General features: G+C 59.1%; 24 protein-coding genes. 9 read left to right on the top strand and 15 right to left on the bottom strand.

Annotated features, from left to right (window positions below; all coding sequences use genetic code 11):
* Window positions 1-46 precede the first annotated feature (46 nt).
* From QQJ86_RS00795 to QQJ86_RS00855, 13 genes are all read right to left on the bottom strand, one after another.
* Window positions 47-274, bottom strand: a complete 228-nt coding sequence (locus QQJ86_RS00795; RefSeq protein WP_284318988.1) for a Tsi2 family anti-toxin — start codon at window positions 272-274, stop codon at window positions 47-49.
* Between the two features lie 75 nt (window positions 275-349).
* Window positions 350-577, bottom strand: a complete 228-nt coding sequence (locus QQJ86_RS00800; RefSeq protein ID WP_284318989.1) for a Tsi2 family anti-toxin — start codon at window positions 575-577, stop codon at window positions 350-352.
* Window positions 578-652: 75 nt separating this feature from the next.
* Complete coding sequence (gene tssG / locus QQJ86_RS00805; RefSeq protein ID WP_284318990.1) at window positions 653-1,675, bottom strand: type VI secretion system baseplate subunit TssG; 1,023 nt, start codon at window positions 1,673-1,675, stop codon at window positions 653-655.
* Window positions 1,639-3,522 carry a type VI secretion system baseplate subunit TssF gene (tssF, locus tag QQJ86_RS00810; RefSeq protein ID WP_284318991.1) on the bottom strand — a complete coding sequence of 628 codons (1,884 nt, stop codon included), beginning with the start codon at window positions 3,520-3,522 and terminating at the stop codon, window positions 1,639-1,641. Before tssF ends, tssG begins: the two co-directional genes overlap by 37 nt.
* On the bottom strand, window positions 3,522-4,025 hold the full coding sequence (gene tssE, locus QQJ86_RS00815; RefSeq protein ID WP_284318992.1) for a type VI secretion system baseplate subunit TssE: 504 nt from the start codon (window positions 4,023-4,025) through the stop codon (window positions 3,522-3,524). Before tssE ends, tssF begins: the two co-directional genes overlap by 1 nt.
* 13 nt (window positions 4,026-4,038) lie before the next feature.
* Complete coding sequence (locus QQJ86_RS00820; RefSeq protein WP_284319034.1) at window positions 4,039-4,833, bottom strand: type VI secretion system accessory protein TagJ; 795 nt, start codon at window positions 4,831-4,833, stop codon at window positions 4,039-4,041.
* Window positions 4,834-5,288: 455 nt separating this feature from the next.
* Window positions 5,289-5,792 (bottom strand): Hcp family type VI secretion system effector, encoded by a 504-nt coding sequence (locus tag QQJ86_RS00825; protein ID WP_284318993.1) that lies wholly within the window; start codon window positions 5,790-5,792, stop codon window positions 5,289-5,291.
* Window positions 5,793-5,869: 77 nt separating this feature from the next.
* On the bottom strand, window positions 5,870-7,363 hold the full coding sequence (gene tssC / locus QQJ86_RS00830; RefSeq protein WP_284318994.1) for a type VI secretion system contractile sheath large subunit: 1,494 nt from the start codon (window positions 7,361-7,363) through the stop codon (window positions 5,870-5,872).
* A 6-nt stretch (window positions 7,364-7,369) separates the two neighbouring features.
* Window positions 7,370-7,873 carry a type VI secretion system contractile sheath small subunit gene (gene tssB, locus QQJ86_RS00835; RefSeq protein WP_284318995.1) on the bottom strand — a complete coding sequence of 168 codons (504 nt, stop codon included), beginning with the start codon at window positions 7,871-7,873 and terminating at the stop codon, window positions 7,370-7,372.
* Window positions 7,874-8,369: 496 nt separating this feature from the next.
* Window positions 8,370-8,933 carry a hypothetical protein gene (locus QQJ86_RS00840; protein ID WP_284318996.1) on the bottom strand — a complete coding sequence of 188 codons (564 nt, stop codon included), beginning with the start codon at window positions 8,931-8,933 and terminating at the stop codon, window positions 8,370-8,372.
* Complete coding sequence (locus QQJ86_RS00845; RefSeq protein ID WP_284318997.1) at window positions 8,930-9,379, bottom strand: glycoside hydrolase family 24 protein; 450 nt, start codon at window positions 9,377-9,379, stop codon at window positions 8,930-8,932. Before QQJ86_RS00845 ends, QQJ86_RS00840 begins: the two co-directional genes overlap by 4 nt.
* A 214-nt stretch (window positions 9,380-9,593) precedes the next feature.
* On the bottom strand, window positions 9,594-9,812 hold the full coding sequence (locus tag QQJ86_RS00850; RefSeq protein ID WP_284318998.1) for a hypothetical protein: 219 nt from the start codon (window positions 9,810-9,812) through the stop codon (window positions 9,594-9,596).
* Between the two features lie 103 nt (window positions 9,813-9,915).
* Window positions 9,916-10,179: a metal/formaldehyde-sensitive transcriptional repressor gene (locus tag QQJ86_RS00855; RefSeq protein WP_284318999.1), complete on the bottom strand. Its 264-nt coding sequence runs from the start codon at window positions 10,177-10,179 to the stop codon at window positions 9,916-9,918.
* A 49-nt stretch (window positions 10,180-10,228) separates the two neighbouring features.
* On the opposite strand from QQJ86_RS00855, the gene dmeF reads away from it, so the two are divergent.
* The gene (dmeF, locus tag QQJ86_RS00860) at window positions 10,229-11,170 is read left to right on the top strand and encodes a CDF family Co(II)/Ni(II) efflux transporter DmeF (RefSeq protein WP_284319000.1); all 942 of its coding nucleotides are present in this window, start codon (window positions 10,229-10,231) and stop codon (window positions 11,168-11,170) included.
* 91 nt (window positions 11,171-11,261) lie between these two features.
* Here the strand turns inward: dmeF and QQJ86_RS00865 are convergent, their stop codons facing one another.
* On the bottom strand, window positions 11,262-11,531 hold the full coding sequence (locus tag QQJ86_RS00865) for a hypothetical protein (RefSeq protein WP_284319001.1): 270 nt from the start codon (window positions 11,529-11,531) through the stop codon (window positions 11,262-11,264).
* Window positions 11,532-11,956: 425 nt separating this feature from the next.
* On the opposite strand from QQJ86_RS00865, the gene QQJ86_RS00870 reads away from it, so the two are divergent.
* Together QQJ86_RS00870 and QQJ86_RS00875 are read left to right on the top strand one after the other, a co-directional pair.
* Window positions 11,957-12,481, top strand: a complete 525-nt coding sequence (locus tag QQJ86_RS00870; protein ID WP_284319002.1) for an FHA domain-containing protein — start codon at window positions 11,957-11,959, stop codon at window positions 12,479-12,481.
* A 10-nt stretch (window positions 12,482-12,491) separates the two neighbouring features.
* Entirely contained in the window at window positions 12,492-14,195 is a 1,704-nt protein-coding gene (locus QQJ86_RS00875; protein WP_284319003.1) for a protein kinase domain-containing protein, read from the top strand.
* A gap of 79 nt (window positions 14,196-14,274) precedes the next feature.
* Here QQJ86_RS00875 and QQJ86_RS00880 read toward each other — a convergent pair whose 3' ends face one another.
* Complete coding sequence (locus tag QQJ86_RS00880; protein ID WP_284319004.1) at window positions 14,275-15,204, bottom strand: tetratricopeptide repeat protein; 930 nt, start codon at window positions 15,202-15,204, stop codon at window positions 14,275-14,277.
* Between the two features lie 570 nt (window positions 15,205-15,774).
* On the opposite strand from QQJ86_RS00880, the gene QQJ86_RS00885 reads away from it, so the two are divergent.
* The 6 genes from QQJ86_RS00885 to QQJ86_RS00910 are packed head-to-tail and all read left to right on the top strand — an operon-like array spanning window position 15,775 to window position 23,121.
* Window positions 15,775-16,239 (top strand): type IV pilin protein, encoded by a 465-nt coding sequence (locus QQJ86_RS00885; protein WP_284319005.1) that lies wholly within the window; start codon window positions 15,775-15,777, stop codon window positions 16,237-16,239.
* The gene (locus QQJ86_RS00890; protein ID WP_284319006.1) at window positions 16,236-16,841 is read left to right on the top strand and encodes a pilus assembly FimT family protein; all 606 of its coding nucleotides are present in this window, start codon (window positions 16,236-16,238) and stop codon (window positions 16,839-16,841) included. The genes QQJ86_RS00885 and QQJ86_RS00890 overlap by 4 nt, the downstream gene beginning before the upstream one ends.
* Entirely contained in the window at window positions 16,838-17,323 is a 486-nt protein-coding gene (locus tag QQJ86_RS00895; protein ID WP_284319007.1) for a PilV family protein, read from the top strand. Before QQJ86_RS00890 ends, QQJ86_RS00895 begins: the two co-directional genes overlap by 4 nt.
* On the top strand, window positions 17,313-18,434 hold the full coding sequence (locus QQJ86_RS00900; protein WP_284319008.1) for a PilW family protein: 1,122 nt from the start codon (window positions 17,313-17,315) through the stop codon (window positions 18,432-18,434). Before QQJ86_RS00895 ends, QQJ86_RS00900 begins: the two co-directional genes overlap by 11 nt.
* Window positions 18,435-18,445: 11 nt before the next feature.
* The gene (locus QQJ86_RS00905; protein WP_284319009.1) at window positions 18,446-19,045 is read left to right on the top strand and encodes a pilus assembly PilX family protein; all 600 of its coding nucleotides are present in this window, start codon (window positions 18,446-18,448) and stop codon (window positions 19,043-19,045) included.
* A 53-nt stretch (window positions 19,046-19,098) separates the two neighbouring features.
* Window positions 19,099-23,121 (top strand): pilus assembly protein, encoded by a 4,023-nt coding sequence (locus QQJ86_RS00910; protein WP_284319010.1) that lies wholly within the window; start codon window positions 19,099-19,101, stop codon window positions 23,119-23,121.
* Window positions 23,122-23,316: the final 195 nt, after the last annotated feature.

The raw sequence follows: 23,316 nt of genomic DNA on the forward strand, positions 1-23,316 counted from the left end.
GAAAATATGTGCACTGCCTGTAAATGTCTTGCGCGTGACCCGATGCTCAGTGATTCACCAGTTTCTGGTAGGGAGGCAGATGGCTCGTGGTTCGCTGTATTTCTTCATAACCATCTCGAAGCTCCTGCAAGGCTCTCTCATAGCTCAGGAGAAGCCGCTCCAGGTCGCCGGCGCCGGACGCATCATGCGCACCGAGCTGCTCCTCGATGTCGTTGATCTTCGAATGGACGGCTTGTATCGCCATCATCAATGTCAAACCGCTGATGTGAGACATGTTGTTAGCCCACCGACTCGTATCGCTACGTTAGGTTTTACGCCCCAACCCGCAACTGCTCCATACCGTATCGAGCTACTCCAGAAGCTCCTCATAGGGAAGCAGATTCTTTGAGGTCTTCTGTTCGTCGATATACAGCCGCTTCAACTCCATCTTCGCTTTGGAATAGGAAAGTAATTCCTCTTCCAGATGGGAGATCTCGGGATCTTCTGCGGCTTCGATTTGCTCTTGCAGCTCCTTGACCTTCGCATCAACCGCGAGGACGCACATCGTTAACGTGTGAACACTGATCGTCATAGCCATGACTTTCAACTGCGTGCTCCTTCGTACTTCCCTTTAATGCCGGACTTCCATTGCAACGCCGATTTGACCGGCGCCCTATCCCACTGGCCTCAACACCACATCATCGTTATCCGCTTTGCGCTGCGGCTGCCCCAACCAGGTGGTCAACCCCATGCGCCCGTTCTGCCCTAAACGTGTAGTCGGCACTTCCTCTTGCTTGAGCACAAGTTGCACGTCCCACACCTTCTCTTCACCGACGTACGTCTTCACTGCTGCAATCAACTGCCGCAGCGCTTCGCCGCCTGGCAGAAAGTTGCTGAACTCGGCGCGCGTCAACGGTCCCAACCGCAAGCGGAAACGTTGTTGCGCGCCCCACACGTATTCGCCCAGCACGGCCGTCGTGCCGAGGCCGGCAACTTCGCGTGATTGCCCGAGCTTCAGGTGCGCCGTGCCAGGCAAGCGCATCCAATCAGCAACGAACTCGACAACACGCACGGGGATGCCAAAGAAATGTTCGAGAAGATGCTTCAAGCCTTCCGCATTCCGTGCTTGCGCCAGCAAGCGCCCTGCGAAGAAATGCTTGTAGCGGTCCGGCAAGGCATCGCGCGACTGCAAATTGGGTGTCGACAATCCCACCAGTGCGCCCATGTAGAGACTGAAGCGATCTTCGCCGGGGCGATCCAACTGCACCGTGGGCTGTGCATCTGCCCAGGCGCGGTAGAACAGGCTCAGCATACGGTGATGGAAGATGTCGGCGAACGCGACGAATGTGCTGTCCCGCTCGTGGTGCTTGCGCTCGAGCGCATACTCAGTCAGGTGCAATGGCAATGGCGCATTGGGTCCGAACAGGCCGAAGAACAGGCCATACATGCGCGGCGGCTTGCCTTCCGCCTGCTGATCGAAGCGTTCCACGGTGCGTGGCGCGAAGGCCAGCGAAGGCGTTTGGCACAAACGCACGGCGTCTTCCGCCGGTTTGGCGGAATGCCCGAAACGGGGCTTGTCCGGATACGCGCATTCGAGCCAGCGCAGCGCTTCGAAAAACTCGAAGGCTTCCGGCTGATCGCGCAGCGCATTCTGCAGCGCTACAAGATCTGGCGTTTGCCGAGTCGTGCCGACCATCGAGCCACCTCATTGCGCTCCAGAGTGCGCAGTACGGTTTCGGTAAATGAATTCACCGAGACGTAGCGCGCGAAGAAATGCTGCATCACCGAACCAAGCAGGAAGGCTCCCGTGCCTTCGAAAGCTCCGTCATCACAGGTCAAAGTAATTTCCAGGCCGTGCCCGAAAGAGATCGGCCCTGGAACCGGAATACGCCGGACTACCGATTTGGAACTGACTGCTTTCACGCCTTCAATCTGTCGGCGCGCGCCAGCATCGAATTCATCGCAGTACAAGGTCAGCATTTCGCGCAAAGCGGCCGCGCCTTCCTCGCCGCCTTCACCTAACAGCGATACGTAATTGAGCTGCAGGTGGCTGAGCAGCCGCCACGCAGTCTCGCCATGTGCAGCGGGCGCGCGAGGCTTGGTGGGACCGGCCACGCAGCGAATGGACGCCACCGGCGCACCGGTTTCCAGCGTGAAATCGGTTCGCGATTTACCCACCGGCATCTGCAGCGGAAGATCGCGATTGGTGCACATCAGCATCATGCCAACTTGCCGCAACTGGGTTGAGTACGGCGCGTCGTTGGCGTCCACCAACGACATGAATATTTCACTGCCAACGTAACTGGATCGTGCCCCCTGCAGCTTCTGCCGCGCGGATAACAATCGTGGTTCGCGCCTCAAGGTATAGAACGCAGCGTTGCCGCTGTGCCACACGCGCTCGTCGCAACCGTAGAAAGGTTGGAACCGTTGTTCGGGCTCCTGCCTGTCGCCAAAGCCTTCCACTTGATGGACGCTGTGCACCTCGAAATCCATCGGCCGCGTGCGATCGGCCAGCACGTGGTATTCGGTTTTGCCTTGTTGCAGATGAATGCGGTCGGCGCGGCGCGGAAACAAATTGATGGCCGGCGTGCAGAACAGGCGGAAATTGCTGGTGTCGACGGCGTTGTGCAGCCGAGTGACACTGCGATCGAAGAAGATCGTGAGATCAAACTCGGTGGCCTGCGAACGTGAGAGCACCTGCTTCAAGCCGGTGAATACGGCGAACAGAAAGCGCTCCGGGCAGGAGAAATATTCCTGCAGCAGGCGATAGCCGCTGAAGGAACGGTCGGAATACGGCAGCAAGGCCTCGTCGTCGGCAAAGCCCTTGTCGCGAATGGCCGATGCATCGAAGTGTTCGACCAGCATGCCGCTTGGACTCGGCATCCGCACCACAAAGCCTTGCGCGTTGCCCAACAGTTGCTCATACAGCCGCTTGGGCAATTCGTCGGCGCCAGCAATGAAGATCGGCAGTTCGTCCATCGCCAGCATGTTGGCTTGTGCGCCGGCGGTGATGACGAATTTCAGGCGCAGGCCAGCGCGCACCGTCTTGCCAGCCGGGATAGGCACACTGGCCGCGGCAATGGCGGCCGGTGTTTCAAAGTATTTGGCTTCAACCAGTTCCAGCGGCCACAGGGTGACATCGTGCGCGGTGCGGTATTCGCAGGCGGTGCGATCGTCGTTGGCGATCAGACTGCGCAACGCGGTATTGCGCGCAACGGTGTAACCGGTAGCCAGCGCACTTTCTTTCGTATCAGGATTCAGCTGCACCACCGCCATCGATGGAATCGGTGCCAGGTAGTGCGGGTAAATCATCTCCATCAGGTGTTGCGTGAACACCGGATACTGCGCGTCGAGCTTCAGCTGGATGCGTGCTGCCAGGAAGGCAAAACCCTCCAGCAGGCGTTCCACATACGGGTCGGCGCACTCGAAGCCTTCCATGCCGAGGCGGCCGGCAATCTTGGGATATTCGCGCGCGAATTCCGCGCCCATCTCCCGGACGTGTTGCAGCTCGCGGTTGTAGTAGCGCAGCAGTCGCGGGTCCATCAGCCAAAGCTCTCCGAAACGTTGAACTTGCCCGTTTCCAGGTCCACTTCAGTCTTGAGATAAAGATTCAACGGAATCGGCTGCGCCCACATCTCCGATTCGATGTTGAACGTAAGCGATTGGTGATCCATGCGCTTGAGATCGGCATTGACCACCACGCGCAAGGTGTTCGCCGTAAGCCGTGGCTCGAACGCCAGGATGGCGTCCCTGATCTGCCGCTGCAGCACTTTGGGATCGACACCTGCCACGGCCGAGCCGGTGAGATCGGGAATGCCAAAATTGAGCACCGAACGAGCCACGTCCGGATAATCGGCCAGTTGGTCGTCCAACCCCAGGTTTACGCAATTGAGCAGCCAGGAGATATCGCGCGCCACGCAATCGCGCAGCCGCGTGGCGGAAATCACGCGCTTCTCGCGGCTCTCTTCCTTTCTCGCCGGTTCGTCATCGGCCAGCCGATCAAGCAATGAGGGCTGCAGGCGTTCCTGGGTGGTCAGCTCGGCCATGTGCAGAGCCCGGTTAGGTATTAAAGGAAATGGTGCGGATATCCAGCAACGGATATTCGCCGGCATCCGTCGCCAGCATGCGCTGGCCGGATCCCACAAAGTATTCGTTGCCGAGGTCAACCCATTCGGTCTTGCGCGCGAGCACTACATCGCTGTCCTGAGCACGCTCCGAACCCGGATAGCGACATGGCACGAAGCCGATTGCTTCACCGCCGTTGCTCCAGGTGATCTGCACTGGCGCCCAAACCTTGTCGCGCAGATCAGTTGGTGCTTCGAACTTCAATTCGCGAATGCGTGCAAACGGAACCCACGAATAGCCGCCGTTGACGACGACTTCCAAACACGGGCCAAAACGTGGATCTGCATCGGCAAGCCACTCGAATGGCACCCCATCGATGTTGCCACTTACCGCTTCGGCTTCTTCGAAGGCTTGATCGCGCAGCGGCAACGCCTGTGCATAACGCCCCTCCCCGATCAGCTTCAGCGACTGCAGCAGCAGCGCGAGCCATTGCGCAGGTTCGCCGATCACCAATGGCGCACGTGCGCCGCTGATCACAGCATTGCGTTCCAACTCACCTTGCAGGGCGCGGCTGTATGCGCCAACCATCAGCGTATTGCCAGGATCCAGTTCGCCGCTCACCTTTAGCTGCGTTTGCGCACGCTCCCACTGCCCCAACAGCGACAGCAGCTGAAACAGAAACACTCGCGCCTTTGCATCGGCTGGATTGCCACGCACCTGCGCGGTCAAACCCTGCAACGCCTCGTCGAGGCGGCCTTCTTTCAGCATGTTTTCGGGAGTCATGTCCAGGAGCCTGTTCACGATCTTTTCGTAGCCCGCGTTGCTTCTGAGCGGGAGCCAGGGAACAGCGCGCGGCGCAGCGCCTGACTGGCTGTCTGGTCAAGCCGCGCGCTGTTCCCTGGCTCCCGCTCAGAAGCAACCCATAGGGCCGCACCCGTTTGAGTGCAGGGCGGCGTCCTCACTCGCTCATGTATCGACATACACCTCACTCGTTCCTCCTTGCCCTGCACTCAAACGGGTGCGGCGCGGGCCACGAAAAGATCGTGAACAGGCTCCTACCCTGCATTCCGGAAGGACAGGGATTTTTGGCGAAGTAAACCCCACTGCCCTCCCATGCATGCAAGGGAGGGTTAGGGTGGCGTTGCTCGAAGCTCGTGGGTAGATCGAGCTTCGCGCAACGCCACATGTCGCCAGCAAAATCCCCGGCAGCTGTTACCGAGGTCAGTACAAAAGCCGGATCAGGCTTAAGCCTTGGCGACCTGCTGCATGTCGAAGGTGAAGTCCTTCGTGCCGCCGTCCTTGCCGCCCTTGTCGTCCTGCGGCTGGAACGAGTACTTGAACTTGCCGAAGTGCAGCGTGACGTTCTCGGTGAGGCGATCCTCGCCACCGCTGCCGCCGGTGGACACGGAGGTGACCAGCACGCCTTCGCTCAGCTCGATGGTGAGGAAGTCGGTCTGCTCGCCGGTGGCGTTGGTCACATACAGTGTGGCCTTTTCAATGCGCGCACCGGTGGCGCAAGCCTGCAACAGAGCGTTGGAGCAACCGTCCACGTACTTGGTGACCGAAATGTCCTGCACGTGAGCCTTGCCGCCACTGGCTGAACCTGCACCGGAGTGCAAATCGCCGGTGTTGCTCACGCCCCACGACCAAGCCAGGATCGGCACTTCGCCCTTGTGCTTCTTGTGATTGGAAGCACCCTTGACCTGAACACTGCCGCCCTCAAACTTGATATGCATGTCGAATGCCATGAAACCTCTCCTCGGTTACCTGATTGATGATGGCTACCGCCACACTGGCGGCTCCTTTTACAGCACTACTTCCTGATTCAAGCCTTCGCCGCCGACGGCAGACGCGAGACCAGGCGCAACGACACGGTCAAACCCTCAAGCTGGTAATGCGGCTTGAGGTAAAACTTCGAACTGTAATAACCAGGCGCGCCTTCGACCTCTTCGACCACCACTTCCGCCGCCGAGAGCGGCTTGCGCGCCTTGGTTTCTTCGCTGGAGTTCTGCGGATCACCATCGATGTACTGGCTGATCCAGTTGGTGAGCCATTTTTCCACCGACTCGCGGGTGCTGAACGAACCGATCTTGTCGCGCACGATGCACTTCAGGTAATGCGCGAAACGGCAGCAGGCGAACATGTACGGCAGGCGCGCAGCCAGTGCCGCATTCGCTGTGGCGTCGGGGTTGTCGTATTCCTCAGGCTTCGCCAACGACTGTGCGCTGATGAAGGCTGCCATGTCGGAGTTCTTGCGATGGACCAGCGGCATCAGGCCCATCTTGTCCAGCTCCGCCGAGCGGCGGTCGGTGATGGCGATTTCGGTGGGGCACTTCATGTCCACGCCACCGTCGTCGGTCGGGAAGGTGTGCACGGGCAAACCTTCCACCGCACCGCCGGATTCGATGCCGCGAATGCGCGAGCACCAACCGTATTCCTTGAATGAGCGGTTGATGTTCACCGCCATCGCGTAGGCGGCGTTTTGCCAGGTGTACTTGGACGAGTCGGCGCCGGTGGTGTCTTCTTCGAAATCGAACTCGTCAATCGGGTTGGTCTTGGCACCGTACGGCAGACGGGCCAGCGTGCGCGGCATGGCCAGGCCGAGGTACTTGGCGTCATCCGATTCGCGCAACGAACGCCATGCGGCGTAATCGGGCGTCGAGAAGATCTTCGCCAGATCACGCGGGTTGGCCAGCTCGTTCCAGTTGTCCATGGCCATTAGCTTGGAATCGGCGGCGGCGATGAACGGTGCATGCGCAGCGGCTGCGACCTGGGAAATGCCGGCCAGCAACTCGACGTCCGGCGGACTGTGATCGAAATAGTAGTCACCGACCAGGCAGCCATACGGCTCGCCGCCCAGCTGACCGTATTCCTCTTCGTAGACCTTCTTGAAGATCGGGCTCTGGTCCCACGCCGTGCCCTTGTAACGCTTGAGCGTTTTGCCAAGTTCCTTCTTGGAGATGTTGAACACGCGGATCTTCAGCAGCTGATCCGTCTCCGTGTTGTTGACCAGGTAATGCAGGCCGCGCCAAGCGCTTTCCAGCTTCTGGAAATCCGGGTGGTGCATGACCAGGTTGAGCTGCTCGCTGATCTTGCGATCCAGCTCGGCGATGTAGGCATTGATGGTTTGGGTGACATCATCAGAAACGATGTCCGCCTTGTTCAACACCTGCTCCGCCAGCGTGCGCACTGCGGATTCCACTTCCTCGCGCGCGCGTTCGCTCTTGGGCTTGAATTCCTTGCTCAGCAGCGCGGCGAAATCGCCGGCTTCAAGGGTCTGTACGGCACCGCCTTGTTCGGCCAGTTTCTCAGTTGCCATGACTGCTTACTCCCCTTCCGGCTTCGGCGCAGATGCCAGCGATTGCAGCAATGCCGGATCGTTGATGGCCTGGGCGATGAGTTTTTCCGCGCCGGCCTTGCCGTCCAGATACGTGCCGAGGTTGGCGAGCTGGGTGCGCGCTTCGAGCAGCTTGGCGACCGCTCCCACCTTGCGCGCGACAGCCGCAGGCGAGAAGTCGTCCATGCTTTCGAAGGTGATATCGACATTGAGGTTGCCTTCACCGGTCAAGGTGTTGGGCACCGCAAAGCTCACGCGCGGCTTCATGGCCTGCAAGCGGCTATCGAAGTTGTCGACATCGATTTCCAGCGCTTTGCGTTCCTCGATCGCTGGCAGTTCGGCGTTGTTGGAGCCGGACAGGTCGGACATGACGCCCATGACAAAAGGCACCTGCACCTTTTTCTGTGCGCCATAGACCTCGACGTCGTATTCGATCTGCACACGAGGCGCGCGATTTCGCGCGATGAATTTCTGACTACTTTGTTTTGCCATACGACGTCTCCTTGTAAAGGATCAAAAACTACAGAGGTACTGCAACATTCGAATCCACCCACCGGGTCCGGCGGTTTACAGCCAAATGACAGACGTGAGTCACCCGACGGAGCAAACTTTGCAACCGACATCCGAGGTGAAACAAAGCGGCTAACGCGGCTCCCCCCGGGGCCTGCATAGCAAAGGAGGACGCACCGTAACCGCCGCAGAGTCATGCGTTACGACGCGTAAAAAAAGAGTCCCTGTTACCCGCCTAAATTTATGCTTAATCACACCAACTGGCAACGCTTATCTGCGCTGTGAAAATCTGGTGAAAACCCGTCGACATTTCCGGCATATTTACGACAACCCCCTGATTAATCACGAATACCTTTTCGAGATTTTGATCTCACCTGACGCGTCTAATCGCCGATGTCTTGCAACGGCGCGCCATCGCCACTAAAGCCCCTGATCACAAGCTTGCCCATGATGAAAACGCATCGATGGAACACCATCATCACTGGTTGGCCGAATCATCAATGCCCTGCAATGGTATGGGCTGGTCCTCGTAGCGCCCGAGACCCATCCGTTTCATCAGCGCCGACATACGCGGTCCGTCATGAGGAAAACCCGCAGTGAGTTCCTTGCCTTGTGGATCGAACAGGCGCCCCCATTCACGCGACGTACCCTCGCAATCGGGGCGCAAATCGCTTTCCGTACAGACATAAGACACATAGATGTATGCCTTGCCGTCGGCAGACATCAGGCACGTCCAACCGCTCACGGCCGCATCCAAAACCTGTGTGTTTTTCAGGAATGGCTGGCGCAATGGACGGCCATCGTGGTGCAACCCAATGGAACCATTCGATCCGGGCCGCTGCATCGTGATGCGCTGCGAAAGCGGCTGGAAGTCCTGGTCTGGCACGTCGAGATACACCGTTTCGACCGTCAGGCTGGCACCACCGCAGCTCAGGTGACCGGTAGCTGTGATTCGTTTGGGCGCCGCAGGTTGAGGACTCGCATGCACGCAACCGGCAGCGAGGATGGCGACCAGAAATATCAGAGAACGTCGCAGCCTCATGACTTGCGCGCTTCATTGGCATACTTGGAAAAGAGCGTTCGTGCCTCATCCATGGTCATTTTCGATTGCGAACCACCGGGTAGCGATGTCCATTCCTTGCGCAGCAGAGGAATCGCCAGATCGATGTCCCCCTGTTGCACGTAACCAAGCGCGTGACGACTGCGTAATTTCTCGACGGCCAGCTTGTCCTGCGATGCCTTGGAAAAATCGGTCACGATGCCGCGCTCCCTCGCTTCTTTCCATGTCGCGTACAGAATCTGATACGCGCCGGCCGCGGTCGAGGTACGTCCCCACGCAGTCACGGCCTTGTTCGGATGCTTGCTGGTATCGGTGAAACGCTGCTGACCGCCGTACAGCAGAAAATAAACGTCGTCGCTATCGGAATGGTGTTCCGCGAAGCGGATCAGCCTTAAAAACGCGGCTACGTAGATGTCATCGTCGGTCATATCATCCCTAACAAACCACCCAGATGCTTTCGTTGCAGACGGTCGACGGCCGAGGCAACAACAGCTGCGCCACATTCCTTACGCAGGATGCGGACTGTACCGACAAACGAAAAAGCAGCGCAAGTACCTACACGCTTGTGCGCCACCTCTCGCCAAATTCAATGCACGACAGTCGACAACTTTGCCCGAGCTGATGCACTGCCGTCCCGAAATACTACGTCTCGGGTACGTAACGATGGTTTTTCACCATGGACGGATCGACCTCAAGCGGTCGCGAGAAATCGGCGACTAGCAAGCCTTCGGAACTGAAGTGTTCGCGCTCGAGGGCTTCCCAGGTAAGCCAGACGTTGGAATGTTCGGAGCCCGAGCCGACGGATGACGAACGAGAGCGGCAGGGATAAACGGTCATGGTGGGCTTGATGCGTGTCTGCATAGGCGTTTCCCATCAACATGAAACACCCGGCCAGTCGGGCCGGACGAAGCATGGAAGTTACCGCGACCTGCGTGTGAATTACCAGCATCCACGGGCACAACACTTATTTAAGGTAGCTCCTGAGCACGGCCACAACCGGCGCAAGTTCTTCCGCCTGTTCCGCGTGATCTATCTGCAGGTGTGAACGCAAATGCCCTTCCAACACTTCCAGGATCAAGCCGTTCACCGCCCCGCGCACGGCTGCAAGCTGCTGCAGCACGGCGCCGCACTCGGCCCCCTCGGTAAGCGCACGCTCGAGCGATTGCACTTGCCCGCCAATGCGGCGAACGCGCGTCAGAAGTTTTTTGTCCTGTTTTACGTGCGACATTTGGCCCCCTCGATATACTGGGGTCCAGTATAAGCCCGGAGAGGGTTCGGTGAACGATACATTCGATCTGGCGCACAGCCACCAATTCAACCAGGGCAACGTTCGCGGGGAAAAACGCACCCGCGCCGTCGTACTGATCACAGCGGCCATGATGGTGGTGGAGATCGTCGGGGGCTATGCGCTGAATTCCATGGCCTTGCTCGCCGACGGCTGGCACATGAGTTCGCATGCCTTGGCGATGGGCATGTCGCTGCTTGCTTACGTGCTGGCCAGACGCTATGCCAATGATCCGCGTTTTACGTTTGGCACGTGGAAAGTGGAAATCCTTGGCGGGTTCAGCAGCGCACTGATGCTGGCGGTGGTGGCAGTGTTGATGCTTTATCAGTCGGTGGAGCGGCTGCTGACGCCCGGACCAATCCATTACGACGAAGCCATCGTCATCGGCGTGCTCGGCTTGATCGTCAACGTGGCATGCGCATGGCTGTTGCGCGACGAGCACGATCATCATGGACATGATCATCACGAACATGGCCATGAACATGCCCACGTGCACCACCACGGTCATCACGATGTGAATCTTCGATCCGCGTATATCCACGTGATCGCCGATGCCGCCACGTCACTGCTTGCTGTGATAGCGCTGCTGGGCGGCAAGTTTTACGGCGCCGCCTGGCTTGATCCGGTGATGGGTGTAGTCGGTTCGTTCCTGGTGGGACGCTGGGCGGTGAGTTTGCTGCGCGAATCAGGACGGATCTTGCTGGATGCGGAAATGGACGCGCCGGTCGTGCAGGAAATTCGCGAAGTCGTGGCGGAACAATTGCCCACCGCGCGAATCTGTGATCTGCACGTGTGGCGCGTCGCACGCGGAAGCTACGCGTGCATCCTGGGCATCGTTACCAACGAACCCGTGTCGCCTGCCGAAGTGCGTGAGCATCTTTCGATTCACGAGGAACTGGTGCACGTGACAGTGGAGATTCAAAAGGCCGCGTAGGTTTGCATCCCAACCGACAAAGGCGTGCGGATATCCCTAAAAAAGCCGCGCAGTCCATTGCGCGGCTTTGTATCCAAACACTACATATCCATTAATGCTTGCCGTGACTCTTGGTGGTATGGCTCTTGCCGTGCGTCGCGCCGGTTACGCCCTTTCCTTTGGCCTTGCTCTGCGCTACATCGCTCACCGCTGGACCTACGCGGGTATCGCTCGACTTCGCCTGGGCGGCTGCGGCCGATACCGTGTCACCGTGGCTATCCCGATTCATTCCACCGCCTGTGCCATGGCCGTGCGATTGCGGCGCAGCAAATGCGCTTGTTGCAAAGCCGAATGCCAGGGCGGCAAGAAGCATGGTACGCATGATGATGCACCTCAGTTGGATGGATACCGCTCAAGCGGCGGACCAACGGTAAGACCAGGAAGCTCGCCGGCAGCTGAATTTTTGAGGCGGCGGCTGAACGTCGGGCAGTCGGGCGTATATGTCAGCGTGGCGTAAGCCTCCCCATCTGTCATCGTGGCCCAAATCGACAGCGATTGGTCCCTTGTTGCTCTTAGTGATGTGCGTCCCATTCCGTTATCTTTTTTTACGCATCATCGGATGCCATGTCTTGTTGCCTAGGAACCAGCAAGTTCATGGCATCCGATGATTTTTACTTTTTTGGTCGTTCCGCTCAGGGGCGTACAGCATTGCGGCAGCGCACAGTCCACCCGCCAGCGGCGGACTGGCCGAATGTTCCATTACCCGCGATTTCGCTATAGTTCGCCCCGCAACAGGGGATTTTTGGGATGTCTATGAATACTGGCCAGCCGCAATCCACAGAGGACGGCAGGCTCCGCGCAGGGCCGCAGGGCACGCAATTGCTGTCCGCCGCGGAAATGCAACAACTGGCTTTGGAAGAAACACTTGCCTCAAATGGCCGGGCTTCCTCGCACAAGCCGGTACTGGAAGGTACCCAGGGCTCGCTCAAGGGCAGCCGCTTCACCTTGCTCCAAGGCCGCCAAACCATCGGCCGGCGCGGTGACAACAACATCGTCGTCAACGATCCCAGCGTGTCGGCCACGCATGCCTGGATCATCAATCAGCACGGCCATTACGTGCTGATGAACACACTTTCCACCAACGGCACCTTCGTCAACGACAAACGCATTCACGAAACGGTGCTGACACATGGCGACCGGGTGCGTTTCGGCCAGGCCGAATTTACCTTCCTGACCCACGAGCAAGGTTCGTCGGCACGACGCTATATATATGTCGCAGCCGCGTTGCTGGGACTGGCCGCGCTGGCGGGTGCCATCTGGTGGATGGTCTAACCGCACGCGCATGAGCCAGGCCACGCCGGCTACGATCGGGCGTTATCGCATCGACGGCATCCTCGGCGAAGGAGCCATGTCGATCGTCTATGCCGGCTTCGACCGGGAAATCCAGCGGCAGGTGGCGATCAAATGCCTGCACGACAATTTCGCCGACGATCCCGACTACCGGAAGCGCTTCCTGGTGGAGGCGCGTGCCGCCGGACACCTTACGCATCCGCACATCGTCACGATCTTCGACACGGGCGAAACGGAGGACGGCCGTCCTTACATTGCCATGGAGAAGTTGTCCGGCGAATCGCTCGCCGACCGCGTGGCATCACAAGGCCTTCCCCCGACATCGGTGGTACTGGAACTGGTCGGCCAGCTCGCGGCGGCATTGCATTACGCGCATTCGCAAGGCGTGATCCATCACGACATCAAGCCCGACAACGTCATGCTGCTCGACGGCTGGCGGCACGTGAAGATCGCGGATTTCGGCATTGCCGAACGCCGCTCACCGCGCGCCCGGCCATCCGGTGCGGCGCTGGGAAAGATCGGCGGCACGCCGAACTATATGTCGCCCGAGCGTTTGCGCGGCGAGCGCGCCGGCGCCAGCAGCGATCTGTTTTCGTTGGGCGTGGTGCTGTTCTGGCTGGTCACCGGCCGGCTTCCATGGACCTATTCCGGTGACGTGCAACGCTTTCTGAGGCAACGCCAGCGGCTGCCCGAACCACCGATCAAGCCGCACGACCCGTCTACACCGCCGATCCTGATCGACATCATCCGCACGCTGATGGCACCGTTGCCGGATGCGCGTTATCAATCCGGCGCCGAAGTGGCGGAAGACTTGCGCCTGGCGCGACGCAGTTATGAGCGATCGCGTGAAGAACTGCCCCACCCTCGCCTGCAATCGTTGGGACTGCGCTGGGCGAGCGTGCTTGGCGCCACCGTGGTAGCGGTCCTGCTGCTCGGCATGTTGGCCATTTACGGCAAGCAGCACGTGGCCGTTACCGGTCTAGCGGAGGACTTCGGCAGTTCACTGGGACAGATCATTGCGCGCAGCGCTGCCGAAAACATCGTCATGGGCGACCATGCCGGTACACGCGCACTGGTGCAAGACATGGCGCGCAACGAACAGCTCGATTACCTCGCCATTGCCGATCGCGACGGCAAGATCATCGCCAGCACCCAGACTGGCGAAAACGATCAGATCTTGCCTGCAGCAACGGGCGACGCGCAGCAACAGATGCTCAATGGCATCACCAGCTACCGCGCGCGCCTGGAAGGCACGCATGGTTTGCAAAACACACTCGTGTTCGACGTGCCAGTGCGATATCAAGCCAAGGTCGTGGGTCGCTTACGACTTGGTGTGAGCCAGGTGCCCTTGCAAGCTGCGCAACACACAACCATTGGCGTCATCGCCTTGGTATTGCTGACAACCCTGGCGTCGGTGCTCGTTGCCGCTTACTGGCTTTTCCGGCAGTTACGCGGCTCGCTTGATCTGCTCGTTGCATCACTGCTGCGCGTCGCGCGCGGTGATTATCAACATCGCATCCGCATCGTTCGCCGCGACGAACTGGGCCGGTTGTTCGCTGCATTCAATCTGATGGGCGAAACGCTTGGCACGCATCGCGATGCGCACGCCGCACCTGAAGTGGTTCACAAGCACGAGCCAGTGAAAGCGCAACCGACGCAGTTGCTGGTTGTGCCAAGCGCGGATGAAAAAGCGTGAAGCTTGTAGGCTGGGATGCCAATCCCAGCATCGCGATCTATGTATGCACGGCAAGGTTGGGGTTTGCACCCCAACCTACTTAATACTGTTGCAGCCGTTGCTTGAGCTCCAACGCCCGCGTGCGATAAACAACCGCCGGCTCGTACCCCGGATCAACCACCAGGATGCGATTCCACAACGCAATCGCCTGGTCCAGATGCTGATCCAGATAAAACACCATGGCCTGCTGATGCGAATTGGCCACCCAAGCCCGGCTTAAGGCCGCGAAGGTAGGGTCCGAAGACTTCAGCTGCGGATTCAAGGTCAGCGCCTGATCGAACAACGCCAGCGCCTGGTCATGATGCCCTTGCCGATACAGGGCAATGCTTTGGTTTTCCAACTGCTGCGCGCGCAGCGTTGGCGGTACAACCACCGGTGCTACGGGTTCGGCGAGAACTGCTGCAGGAGCGCCACTAGGACTGGAAGATGGCGTAGGCGTCGCTGCAACCTCGGCACCATTCGATGACGCGGGCATCTGCAAGGTGGAGCCCACGCGGATCAAGGCGGGATTGGTCGAACCGTTGTAGCGCGCAAGTACCAGGAACAGATTCGGGTCGCCCAGATATTTGGCGGCCAACGTGCTGTACGACTCTCCCGACTGCACCACGTGCGGACTGGATACCGTGCCGAGCGCCTGTTTCGGGTCTTCGGTCAGCTGACGCAAAAAGAACTGCGCGGAGCGATCATTCGGATGATCCTGCAGATACTGCCGCAGCGCCTTCTCACCTTCCGCGTAGTGACCGTTTTGCAAATCGCGGTTGATGATCGCCGAGAGCGACAACCGTGACGAGGTTTCGCCGGAGACGGTTTCCGAGGTGGCAGATGTCGCACCGTGTACAGTGGTGGACGGTTCGCTACCCTTCGGCTTAAAGCTCACCTTTGCGCAACCACCCAACAAAACCACGCCTAGCAAACCGACTGCCATCGCCCAGGCGCGCACTGAGATAAAGCGAGCTTCCCTATAAATCATTGATCTTCCGTCACCCTGTTCAGACGCTGATTTGCCCCGCCGCACGAGCGACTGGGTTGCACAAATTAAGCCAGTCCCCGAACTCCTGCAAACCTAGTCCGGGACAAGGCTAGGATGCGTGAAGGCGGAATCATGGCTATCGGCGGCCAGGCGGGCCACTTGAGAACCCGCACCACGCCCAACCCCTTACCGAAAAATGAAGCAGTTCGCATAGGTTGAAGTGCAAACCCCAACCTACGTGACTGCACAAACCTGTCCGCAGCATCGCACTCACAGCTATCAATGGCCTTTCGTGCCAAGCGCGCAGCGTGCTATCGCCGAATCGAATGCAGGACAAATTCCACACAGGCCATGTGCAGCAGATCGCGACAACATCGCATTGTCCTGAATTGACAAAGAGTTTGTCCCTTCCAGCGATAGATGCTGCGCCTGCAAAACCGCATGATCAGAACACCATTCGCGAAAGAACGGATGGTGCAGACATCAGACGGATCATTCGAGCGCGCTTGCGCTCTTTCGACGCGACTTTCCGGAGCTTTGCACAGGCTCCAAACCGTACAGGGGCGGTCCATGGGCACACGACGCACGCACCGCGCGCAGGCAACAGGTTTTACCTTGATCGAGCTGATGATCGTAGTGGCGATCATCGCCATTCTTGCGGCGATTGCCATACCGACCTATATGAACTACATCACGCGCGGGAAGCTGACCGATGCGCAGAACATGCTGAGTTCGCTGCGCGTGCAGATGGAGCAGTTCTATCAAGACAACCGCCAGTACGCCAGCACCTCCAGTGCGACAGTCTGCGGCGTATTCAGTCCCACCGCGCCCACGTCGAAGTACTTTACTTATAGCTGCACGCTAAACGGCACGACCGGCTACGTCATCACGGCAACCGGCGACACCGGCACCACCGTCGCCAACTTCAGCTTCACCATCGATAACAACAACACCCGCGCCACCACCAGTGACAATGGCTGGTATACCGGCTCGATGACCAATTGCTGGGTCACCGCCAAGGGAACCTGCCAGTGACAACGTCAGGCCAGCGCGGCGTAAGCCTGATCGAGCTGATGGTCACCGTGACTATCTTGGCGATTCTCCTCGTGCTGGGTATTCCAAGCTTCCAGCAATGGACGTTGAACACGCGCATACGCACTGTCAGTGAATCCATCCAGAACGGTTTGCGGCTGGCACGCAATGAAGCTGCGCAGCAGGCTGCCTATGTACGTTTTCAGTTGAACTCCGCCGGCAACTGGCAGGTATGCGTGCTGCCTTCGAGTTCGGCCAGCGCATCGGACTGCAGCAACGCATCCAGTGTCGTGCAAACCTGGAACTCAACCGATGTCGGCAGCAGCGTGCAAGTGGGCGCTTCCACAGCCGTCAATAATGTCGCGGCTGGCACATTCGGTAACGCCACGATTACGGGCGGCGTGCCAGCAGGCATTACCTTCAATGCGTTGGGACGGCCGACGGCCTATGGCAGCAGCTCAGTGCTGCGCATCGATGTCACCGCCGCGCAGGCTTCCATGCAAGCCACCAGCCGGCGATTGGTGACCCTTATCTCGACCGGCGGCATGGTCAACATGTGCGACCCCGCCTTCCTCATGAAAAACAATCCGATGGGGTGCCCATGAAATCCGTGCACAAGCATGTGCGCATAGCCCTGACGCAACGAGGCATCGTGCTGATCGATGCGTTGGTGGCGATCGTGATCTTTTCTGTCGGCATTCTTGGCATGGTGGCGCTGCAGGGCTCAGCCATCGAAATGACCGGCTCTTCCAACTATCGCATCAACGCGGCGTTGCTGACCGACCAGGTCATCGCCCAGATGTGGGCTACCACGCCCTCTCAGTTGGCCACGCTGTACCAAGGCAAGCAGGGTAGCGGCGGCACCAGTTACGTGACCTGGTTTACCAACGCCGATTGCTCCACCAAACCATCCGTGACCGGCTGCCTACCTGGCATCAAGACCAACCCGCCCACGATCACTGTCACTCCAGAGACCTTCTCCGATTCCAGCAATACGCAATACCTGGTGACGGTCACCCTCTATTGGCAAGCCCCCAGCGACAACAGCGTGCATCAATATGTATCCACGACAGCCATTGGCCCGTAAGCGCCCGCATCAACAAGGCTTTTCGCTGATCGAGCTGATGGTGGGCTTGGTGGTAAGCATGCTCTGCATGCTGGCGATCATGGCGGCCTTTGCGGTGTACGAAGGCAAGAAGCGCACGACTACCACCACCAACGACGCTCAACAGAATGGCAGCTATGCCATGTACGTGTTGGAACGTCAGTTGCGTACTGCCGGTGCAAGCATCGTGCAGGGTTACAACTATGGCGTGTGGGGTTGTCCGGTCACGGCGTACACGAACGGAACGCAAACCTTGCCGATCTCTGGCGCCCTGCCCGCGCCGTTTAAATCGTCCGGCTGGCCTGCCAGCACACTGCTGATGCCCGTGCTCATTGCCTATGGTGGCGGCAGCACACCGGACACCATCGGTGTGGTAGGTGGCAACCCGGCCATGCAGGTGTTCAAGATTCCGGTCACCAGTGTTCCCTCTACCAACAGCGTGGCGGTGAGCAACAGTTTGGGGATTCTTAGCGGTGACTACGTACTAGGCGTGCTCTCCAATGGTAACTGCGCGCTGGCGCATGTTCCGGCGGCAACACCGACCACGCAGGTGGCTGGCACCACCTTTACGCTCGACACTACGAACAGCCCGCCGAATGGTTTGCAGACCGCAAACTATCTGTTCGATTTCGGCTCCTCGCCGGCGTTTACCTTGTTCGGCATCGATACGTCCTCGCTCAACCTAGTGTCGTATGACTTGCTGCAGCGCCCGGTGAACGGCAATGCCGCCGCAGTCACGCCGCTGGCTGAAGGCGTCGTGCAAATGAAGGCGTTGTACGGCGTGCAACAAGCAGGTTCCAGCTCGGTGCAATGGGTGCAACCAACCGGCACCTGGTCGATCGCGACGCTGACCGCCAGCGCCAGCGCAGCGTCCAATGCGATGAAACAGATCAAGGCCATTCGTGTAGCCATCGTGGTGCAAAGCCGGCTACCGGAGCGCAGTACCGACTATACGAGCGGCCAGCCCACGCTGACCTTGTTCCCGGATCTTCCGAGCGTGCAATACATCGTCACCACCAGCACGCAGTACCGCTACAAGGTGTACGACACCACCATTCCGGTGCGCAACGCACTGGTTGCCAAGTACTACTAGGCCGGTACGCCATGAACATCTTTCCTATTTCATTGGTTTCGCGTTTTCGGCAACACGGCATGATCTCCACACTGATGGCGCTGATCGTGCTGGTGGTGTCATTACTTGCAGCCATGGCGCTGATGCGTTCGGTGGATACCAGCAACACCGTCGCCGGCAGCCTCACCTTTCGCCAGGCTGCGCTGCAAGAAGCCGAGCAGGCTTATGTGGATGCTCAGCAGAAGATCACCTTCAGCCAGCCCACCAGCGACAACGACAAGGCCAGTCTCGGTTATTACGCGGAACCGCAACCGGCGACGGCGCGCTCTGCCGGCGACATACCCAATGTGCTGGTGAACCTGGACACCGGCAACGTCGGCACGGTGGCCAAACAGAACACCAACGACGATGACATTTATTACGTCGTGGAACGGCTGTGCCAAAGCTCAGGGACCGCTACCGCGGCCAATTGCATTGTGGCGGGGGCATCAGCGCTGGGCGGTGACTCCTCCAATCAGACGTCGGATCAATTGACACCGTTCAACAACGGCTTCAGCGCCCCGTTCCGCCTGACCGTGCGTGTGAACGGCAGGAAGGGAACGGTCGCTTACGTGCAAAGCATCCTGCGCTGAAGTCGCTCACCTATATGTCCCCACGTAAGCCCTCTCATTCTTCGGAAACGGCCATGCTCAAGTCTCTCAAGCATTTTCGTCTCAACGGCAAACTGCTCGCAGGCATGATGGCCTTGACGGCATGTGGCAACGTGATGGCGGGTAGCACCACGTTGTCGGATATTCCGGTTTACAGCACGTCCAACGTGCCGGCCAATCTGATGCTGGCACTATCGGTGGAATACCCCACCGGCACGGTAGGCGCCTATACGAACTCTTCGGGCTACTCGTCCAGCAACACGTACATCGGTTATTTCGATCCGACCAAGTGCTACGACTATGACAGCAATACGGGTGCGGGCTATTTCGTTCCGGTGAATACGTCTGGGCCGGTGTGCACCGGGCACTGGAGCGGCAATATGCTCAATTGGGCCTTGATGACCGCGCTGGATGAGTTCCGCCAAGCACTGACCGGTGGCAACCGCTCCATCGATAACAACGGCCTCACAGTGCTGTTGCGCTCCAACCTCAACGCCACGCAGAGTTCCACTTCGAATTTTCCGGTCAAGTGGCTCGGCGTGAACGGCCGGTTCTCCAACGTATCGCCATCTACCGTGATCGGCGACACCAATTATGCTTCGTTGGGTCTGGTCTACCTGAGATCGGCTGGGCAAGGTACCACTTTTATCATTTCCAACAACAAGTCCCTCAACAATAGCGGCACAAACAGCGACGGCGTACCGAACATAGCGACAACCTATAACGCAGCCGTGCAGGTATGCGTTCCCGGCATGCTGGAGAGCAATTGCAATGCCGCGCATCAGTCGAGCGACTATGTCGGCGCGGGGATGTACAACAAGCCGGAAGGACTGATCCAACAGAACTACACCAAAGTGCGCGTGGGTGCCACGGCGTACGTATTCCAGGATGGCTATCTGCATCCGAATGGTGTGGTACGCGCGATGCTGCGCGACAACGGCCCGACCTCCTATAACGGCTATGGCGCGCGTCAAACCAATTCCTATACGGAATGGAATCCCAAAACCGGCATTTTCAATACCAATCCGGATGCTGCCGACTCGGTCTACGGCTCCGCGCCCGGCAGCGTGGCCTTCACCCAAAGCGGTGCGATCAATTACCTCAACAACTTCGGCTACAACGGGACTTACGAGTTGCACGACACCGTGGCCGATCTGTACTGGGCCACGCTCGCCTATTACATGCAAGTACCGCTGGATGCCAGCTATACCACTGGCTTGAGCCAGAGCAACAGTGTGGATCCGACCTTCCCGGCGTTTAGCGGCATGCCGGCCAACTCGTCGAACCATCCCACCGTCAACGACCCGATCCAGTACACGTGCCAGAACAATGCCATCGTAGTGATTGGCGACTCGCACACGTGGTACGACACTCGCGTGCCCTCCTCCGCACCGGCAAGCAACAATGGTTCGCCGGGCACACCGCTTGGCGCCATGAACGCGGGCGGCACTGTCGCGACATCACTGGATGCCTCCAGCTACGTCACCAAGCTCGGCAATCTGCCGCTAGTCGAGGCGCAAGGCAGCACGCCTGCTTCGAATACGATGGCGCAATATCTCAACACCTCCTCGCTAGGCACCATGTTGGAAGTGAGCGATACCGGCGCCGCCACGTACAACCTGGCAGGCCTAGCTTATTACGCGCACATCAACGACATCCGCAACGATCTCAGCGGCAACCAGAAAATCACCAGCTACGTCGTCGACGTGTTGGAACCCGGCACCTACGACGGCAGTGCTAACGACCCAACCTTCAATCCGTCAGCCCTCGGTTCCGGCGCCGGCCCTAACATGTACTGGCTGGCAGCCAAGTACGGCGGATTCAATGACGTGAACGGTGACGGCGTTCCCGCCAACATCCTCACGTGGCACACCAACAACACGACGGCGACGGCACAGAATCTGCGTCCGGACAACTATCTGCCGGGCAACCAGGCCAATCTGATCCAGAGCGGCTTGCAGGCGATCTTCAACAATATTGCGTCCACTGTGTCGCAGACGGGTTCGGGGCTGACAGTCTCCTCCACGCGCGTACTCTCCAACGTCGCTGCCAACGTCGCACCGTATTACGCGCCGGCTGCGGGTTTTCCCGCCTACGCCACGGATTACACGCCGGTAGCCTGGACGGGCGACGTGATAGGTTTTGTGGGTACCACCGATTCGACCGGCGCAGTCACCACGGTCGCCGGTACCACACCTTGGCATGCGCAATTGCAATTGGACACGCTGACCCAGACCACCTCCAACTCCACCATCGTCGGTTGGAACACGGGCCGCCGCGTCGTTACCTGGAATGGCAGCACTGGCGTGCCGTTCCGCTACAGCAGCCTGTCCTCCAGTGAGCAGTCGGCCATGAATACCAGCGGCAATGGCGCAGCGCTGGTGAATTACCTGCGTGGTGACAAGAGTAACGAGGGCACGCTGTTCCGCGTGCGCAGCCATATCCTGGGCGACATCGTCGATTCCGCTGCGGCGCTGGTGCAAGGTGCGCTGTCACCGTCCTACACAGAAACCAACAACCCCGGCTACACCGCGTTCTCCAACAACGTTGCCAGTCGCGAGCCGATGATCTATGTCGGCGCCAACGACGGCATGCTGCATGCGTTTGAGGCGGATTTCCAAGGCGCCACCAGCACTAACGCTGTAACCGGTGGCGGCAGCGAACTGTTTGCCTATGTGCCTAGCCTGCTCTACAACGGCCCCAACAGCACGCCGCTGGTGGATGGCTTGCCTGCGCTCGCCAATCTCAACGGCGTATCGGCCAACAACTTCTATCACCACTATTACGTAGACGCCACGCCGCAGGTGGCGGATGTGGACTTCACCTATGTCGGCACCGGCAACAGTGCACCTAGCACATCCACCACCACCGCGGATTGGCACACCTTGCTTGTGGGCGGGCTGGGTAAAGGCGGTAAAGGCATCTACGCGCTGGACGTAACCCAAGTGCCGCAGGCGATCGATACCACCAGCAGCGCCACGGTAGAGACCACGCAAGCCGGCAAGGTGTTGTGGGAATTCACCGATGCAGACATGGGCTACAGCTACGGCACGCCACTGATCATCAAGACCCGTAAATACGGCTGGGTCGTCGCCATGACGTCCGGTTACAACAATACGGGCGGCAAGCTGGCAGGCCACGGCATTCTCTACATCTTGAATGCCAAGACCGGTGCTCTCCTGCAAAAGATCGATACCGGCGTGGGCAGCGCCACTAATCCAGCGGGCCTTGCGCAGGCCGCTGCATATACACAGGACGTAACGGACGGCACCGTCGATCAGATTTATGCCGGCGATCTGCTGGGTGATGTGTGGCGTTTCGATTTGACCGAGGGCGCGCTGGATTCTTCGGGTGCACTCACTGGCAACTATCCTGCGCCGACGCTGTTCGCCCAGCTCACCGATCCGTCGGGCAACCCGCAGCCAATTACCACGCAGCCGCGCGTGGAAGTCAGCCTCAGCTCGGATGGACTCAGCACGCTTCGCTGGGTGTTCGTGGGCACCGGCCAGTTCTTGGACATCACCGATCTCACTACTACCCAGCAGCAGACGATGTATGCGCTGCGCGATGGCTCCAACACCACGCCATCCACCAGTAATCTGCCGCTGACACGCGACGCATTGACCGCAGTGACTGATCTCACGCAGGGCGTTTCCATTGGCGATAACGGGCTGGGCTGGTACTACGATCTGACTGGCAGTGCGGGCGGCGCGAATGGCGGCACGGAACGTATCGTGGTGAACCCTGCCGCGACGGCTGGCTTGAACGTAGTGGCCTGGGCCACAGTGATCCCGTCCAGCAATCCCTGCTCATTGCAGGGTGCGGTGTATGCCACCAACTACGCCGGGCAATCTGTACTGACCGATAGCAGCGGAGCGTTGATGAAATACATCACGACCACGGCAGCCCCCACTGGCTTGCAACTCGTGCAAACCGCGAGCGGCGCTGCTGCCGTGGGGTATAGCGGCTCGGACGGCACCAACAAGCTCAAGAATACCAATTCAGCCCCTCCGAAGAATCAAGTTAACCGCGTGCATTGGCGCGAGGTCCTCAACTGAGGTTGGCCCAACCGAACAAGGATTTGACCCCTGCCGCCATGGGCATGGCGGCAGGATTTGGCCAGACTGCAGTGGCATCCCCGCACGATGCTGTCTAGGCGCGACGTTCCCAGTGTCGACCTGCCAATCAGTAGCGATACGTGGCATGCACAACGGCTCACTTCCTCCCTTTGTGACCGTTGTCCAACTCGCGGC

The sequence above is a fragment of the Dyella acidisoli genome (assembly GCF_030160295.1).
GTDB classification, from domain to species: domain Bacteria; phylum Pseudomonadota; class Gammaproteobacteria; order Xanthomonadales; family Rhodanobacteraceae; genus Dyella_B; species Dyella_B acidisoli.

Bases quoted from the DNA above. Each gene is read 5' to 3' on its own strand.
- QQJ86_RS00795 (WP_284318988.1), bottom strand. From the start codon at position 274: ATGTCTCACATCAGCGGTTTGACATTGATGATGGCGATACAAGCCGTC.
- QQJ86_RS00800 (WP_284318989.1), bottom strand. From the start codon at position 577: ATGGCTATGACGATCAGTGTTCACACGTTAACGATGTGCGTCCTCGCG.
- tssG (WP_284318990.1), bottom strand. From the start codon at position 1,675: ATGGTCGGCACGACTCGGCAAACGCCAGATCTTGTAGCGCTGCAGAAT.
- tssF (WP_284318991.1), bottom strand. From the start codon at position 3,522: ATGGACCCGCGACTGCTGCGCTACTACAACCGCGAGCTGCAACACGTC.
- tssE (WP_284318992.1), bottom strand. From the start codon at position 4,025: ATGGCCGAGCTGACCACCCAGGAACGCCTGCAGCCCTCATTGCTTGAT.
- QQJ86_RS00825 (WP_284318993.1), bottom strand. From the start codon at position 5,792: ATGGCATTCGACATGCATATCAAGTTTGAGGGCGGCAGTGTTCAGGTC.
- tssC (WP_284318994.1), bottom strand. From the start codon at position 7,363: ATGGCAACTGAGAAACTGGCCGAACAAGGCGGTGCCGTACAGACCCTT.
- tssB (WP_284318995.1), bottom strand. From the start codon at position 7,873: ATGGCAAAACAAAGTAGTCAGAAATTCATCGCGCGAAATCGCGCGCCT.
- QQJ86_RS00840 (WP_284318996.1), bottom strand. From the start codon at position 8,933: ATGAGGCTGCGACGTTCTCTGATATTTCTGGTCGCCATCCTCGCTGCC.
- QQJ86_RS00845 (WP_284318997.1), bottom strand. From the start codon at position 9,379: ATGACCGACGATGACATCTACGTAGCCGCGTTTTTAAGGCTGATCCGC.
- QQJ86_RS00850 (WP_284318998.1), bottom strand. From the start codon at position 9,812: ATGCAGACACGCATCAAGCCCACCATGACCGTTTATCCCTGCCGCTCT.
- QQJ86_RS00855 (WP_284318999.1), bottom strand. From the start codon at position 10,179: ATGTCGCACGTAAAACAGGACAAAAAACTTCTGACGCGCGTTCGCCGC.
- QQJ86_RS00865 (WP_284319001.1), bottom strand. From the start codon at position 11,531: ATGCGTACCATGCTTCTTGCCGCCCTGGCATTCGGCTTTGCAACAAGC.
- QQJ86_RS00870 (WP_284319002.1), top strand. From the start codon at position 11,957: ATGTCTATGAATACTGGCCAGCCGCAATCCACAGAGGACGGCAGGCTC.
- QQJ86_RS00875 (WP_284319003.1), top strand. From the start codon at position 12,492: ATGAGCCAGGCCACGCCGGCTACGATCGGGCGTTATCGCATCGACGGC.
- QQJ86_RS00880 (WP_284319004.1), bottom strand. From the start codon at position 15,204: ATGATTTATAGGGAAGCTCGCTTTATCTCAGTGCGCGCCTGGGCGATG.
- QQJ86_RS00885 (WP_284319005.1), top strand. From the start codon at position 15,775: ATGGGCACACGACGCACGCACCGCGCGCAGGCAACAGGTTTTACCTTG.
- QQJ86_RS00895 (WP_284319007.1), top strand. From the start codon at position 16,838: ATGAAATCCGTGCACAAGCATGTGCGCATAGCCCTGACGCAACGAGGC.
- QQJ86_RS00905 (WP_284319009.1), top strand. From the start codon at position 18,446: ATGAACATCTTTCCTATTTCATTGGTTTCGCGTTTTCGGCAACACGGC.
- QQJ86_RS00910 (WP_284319010.1), top strand. From the start codon at position 19,099: ATGCTCAAGTCTCTCAAGCATTTTCGTCTCAACGGCAAACTGCTCGCA.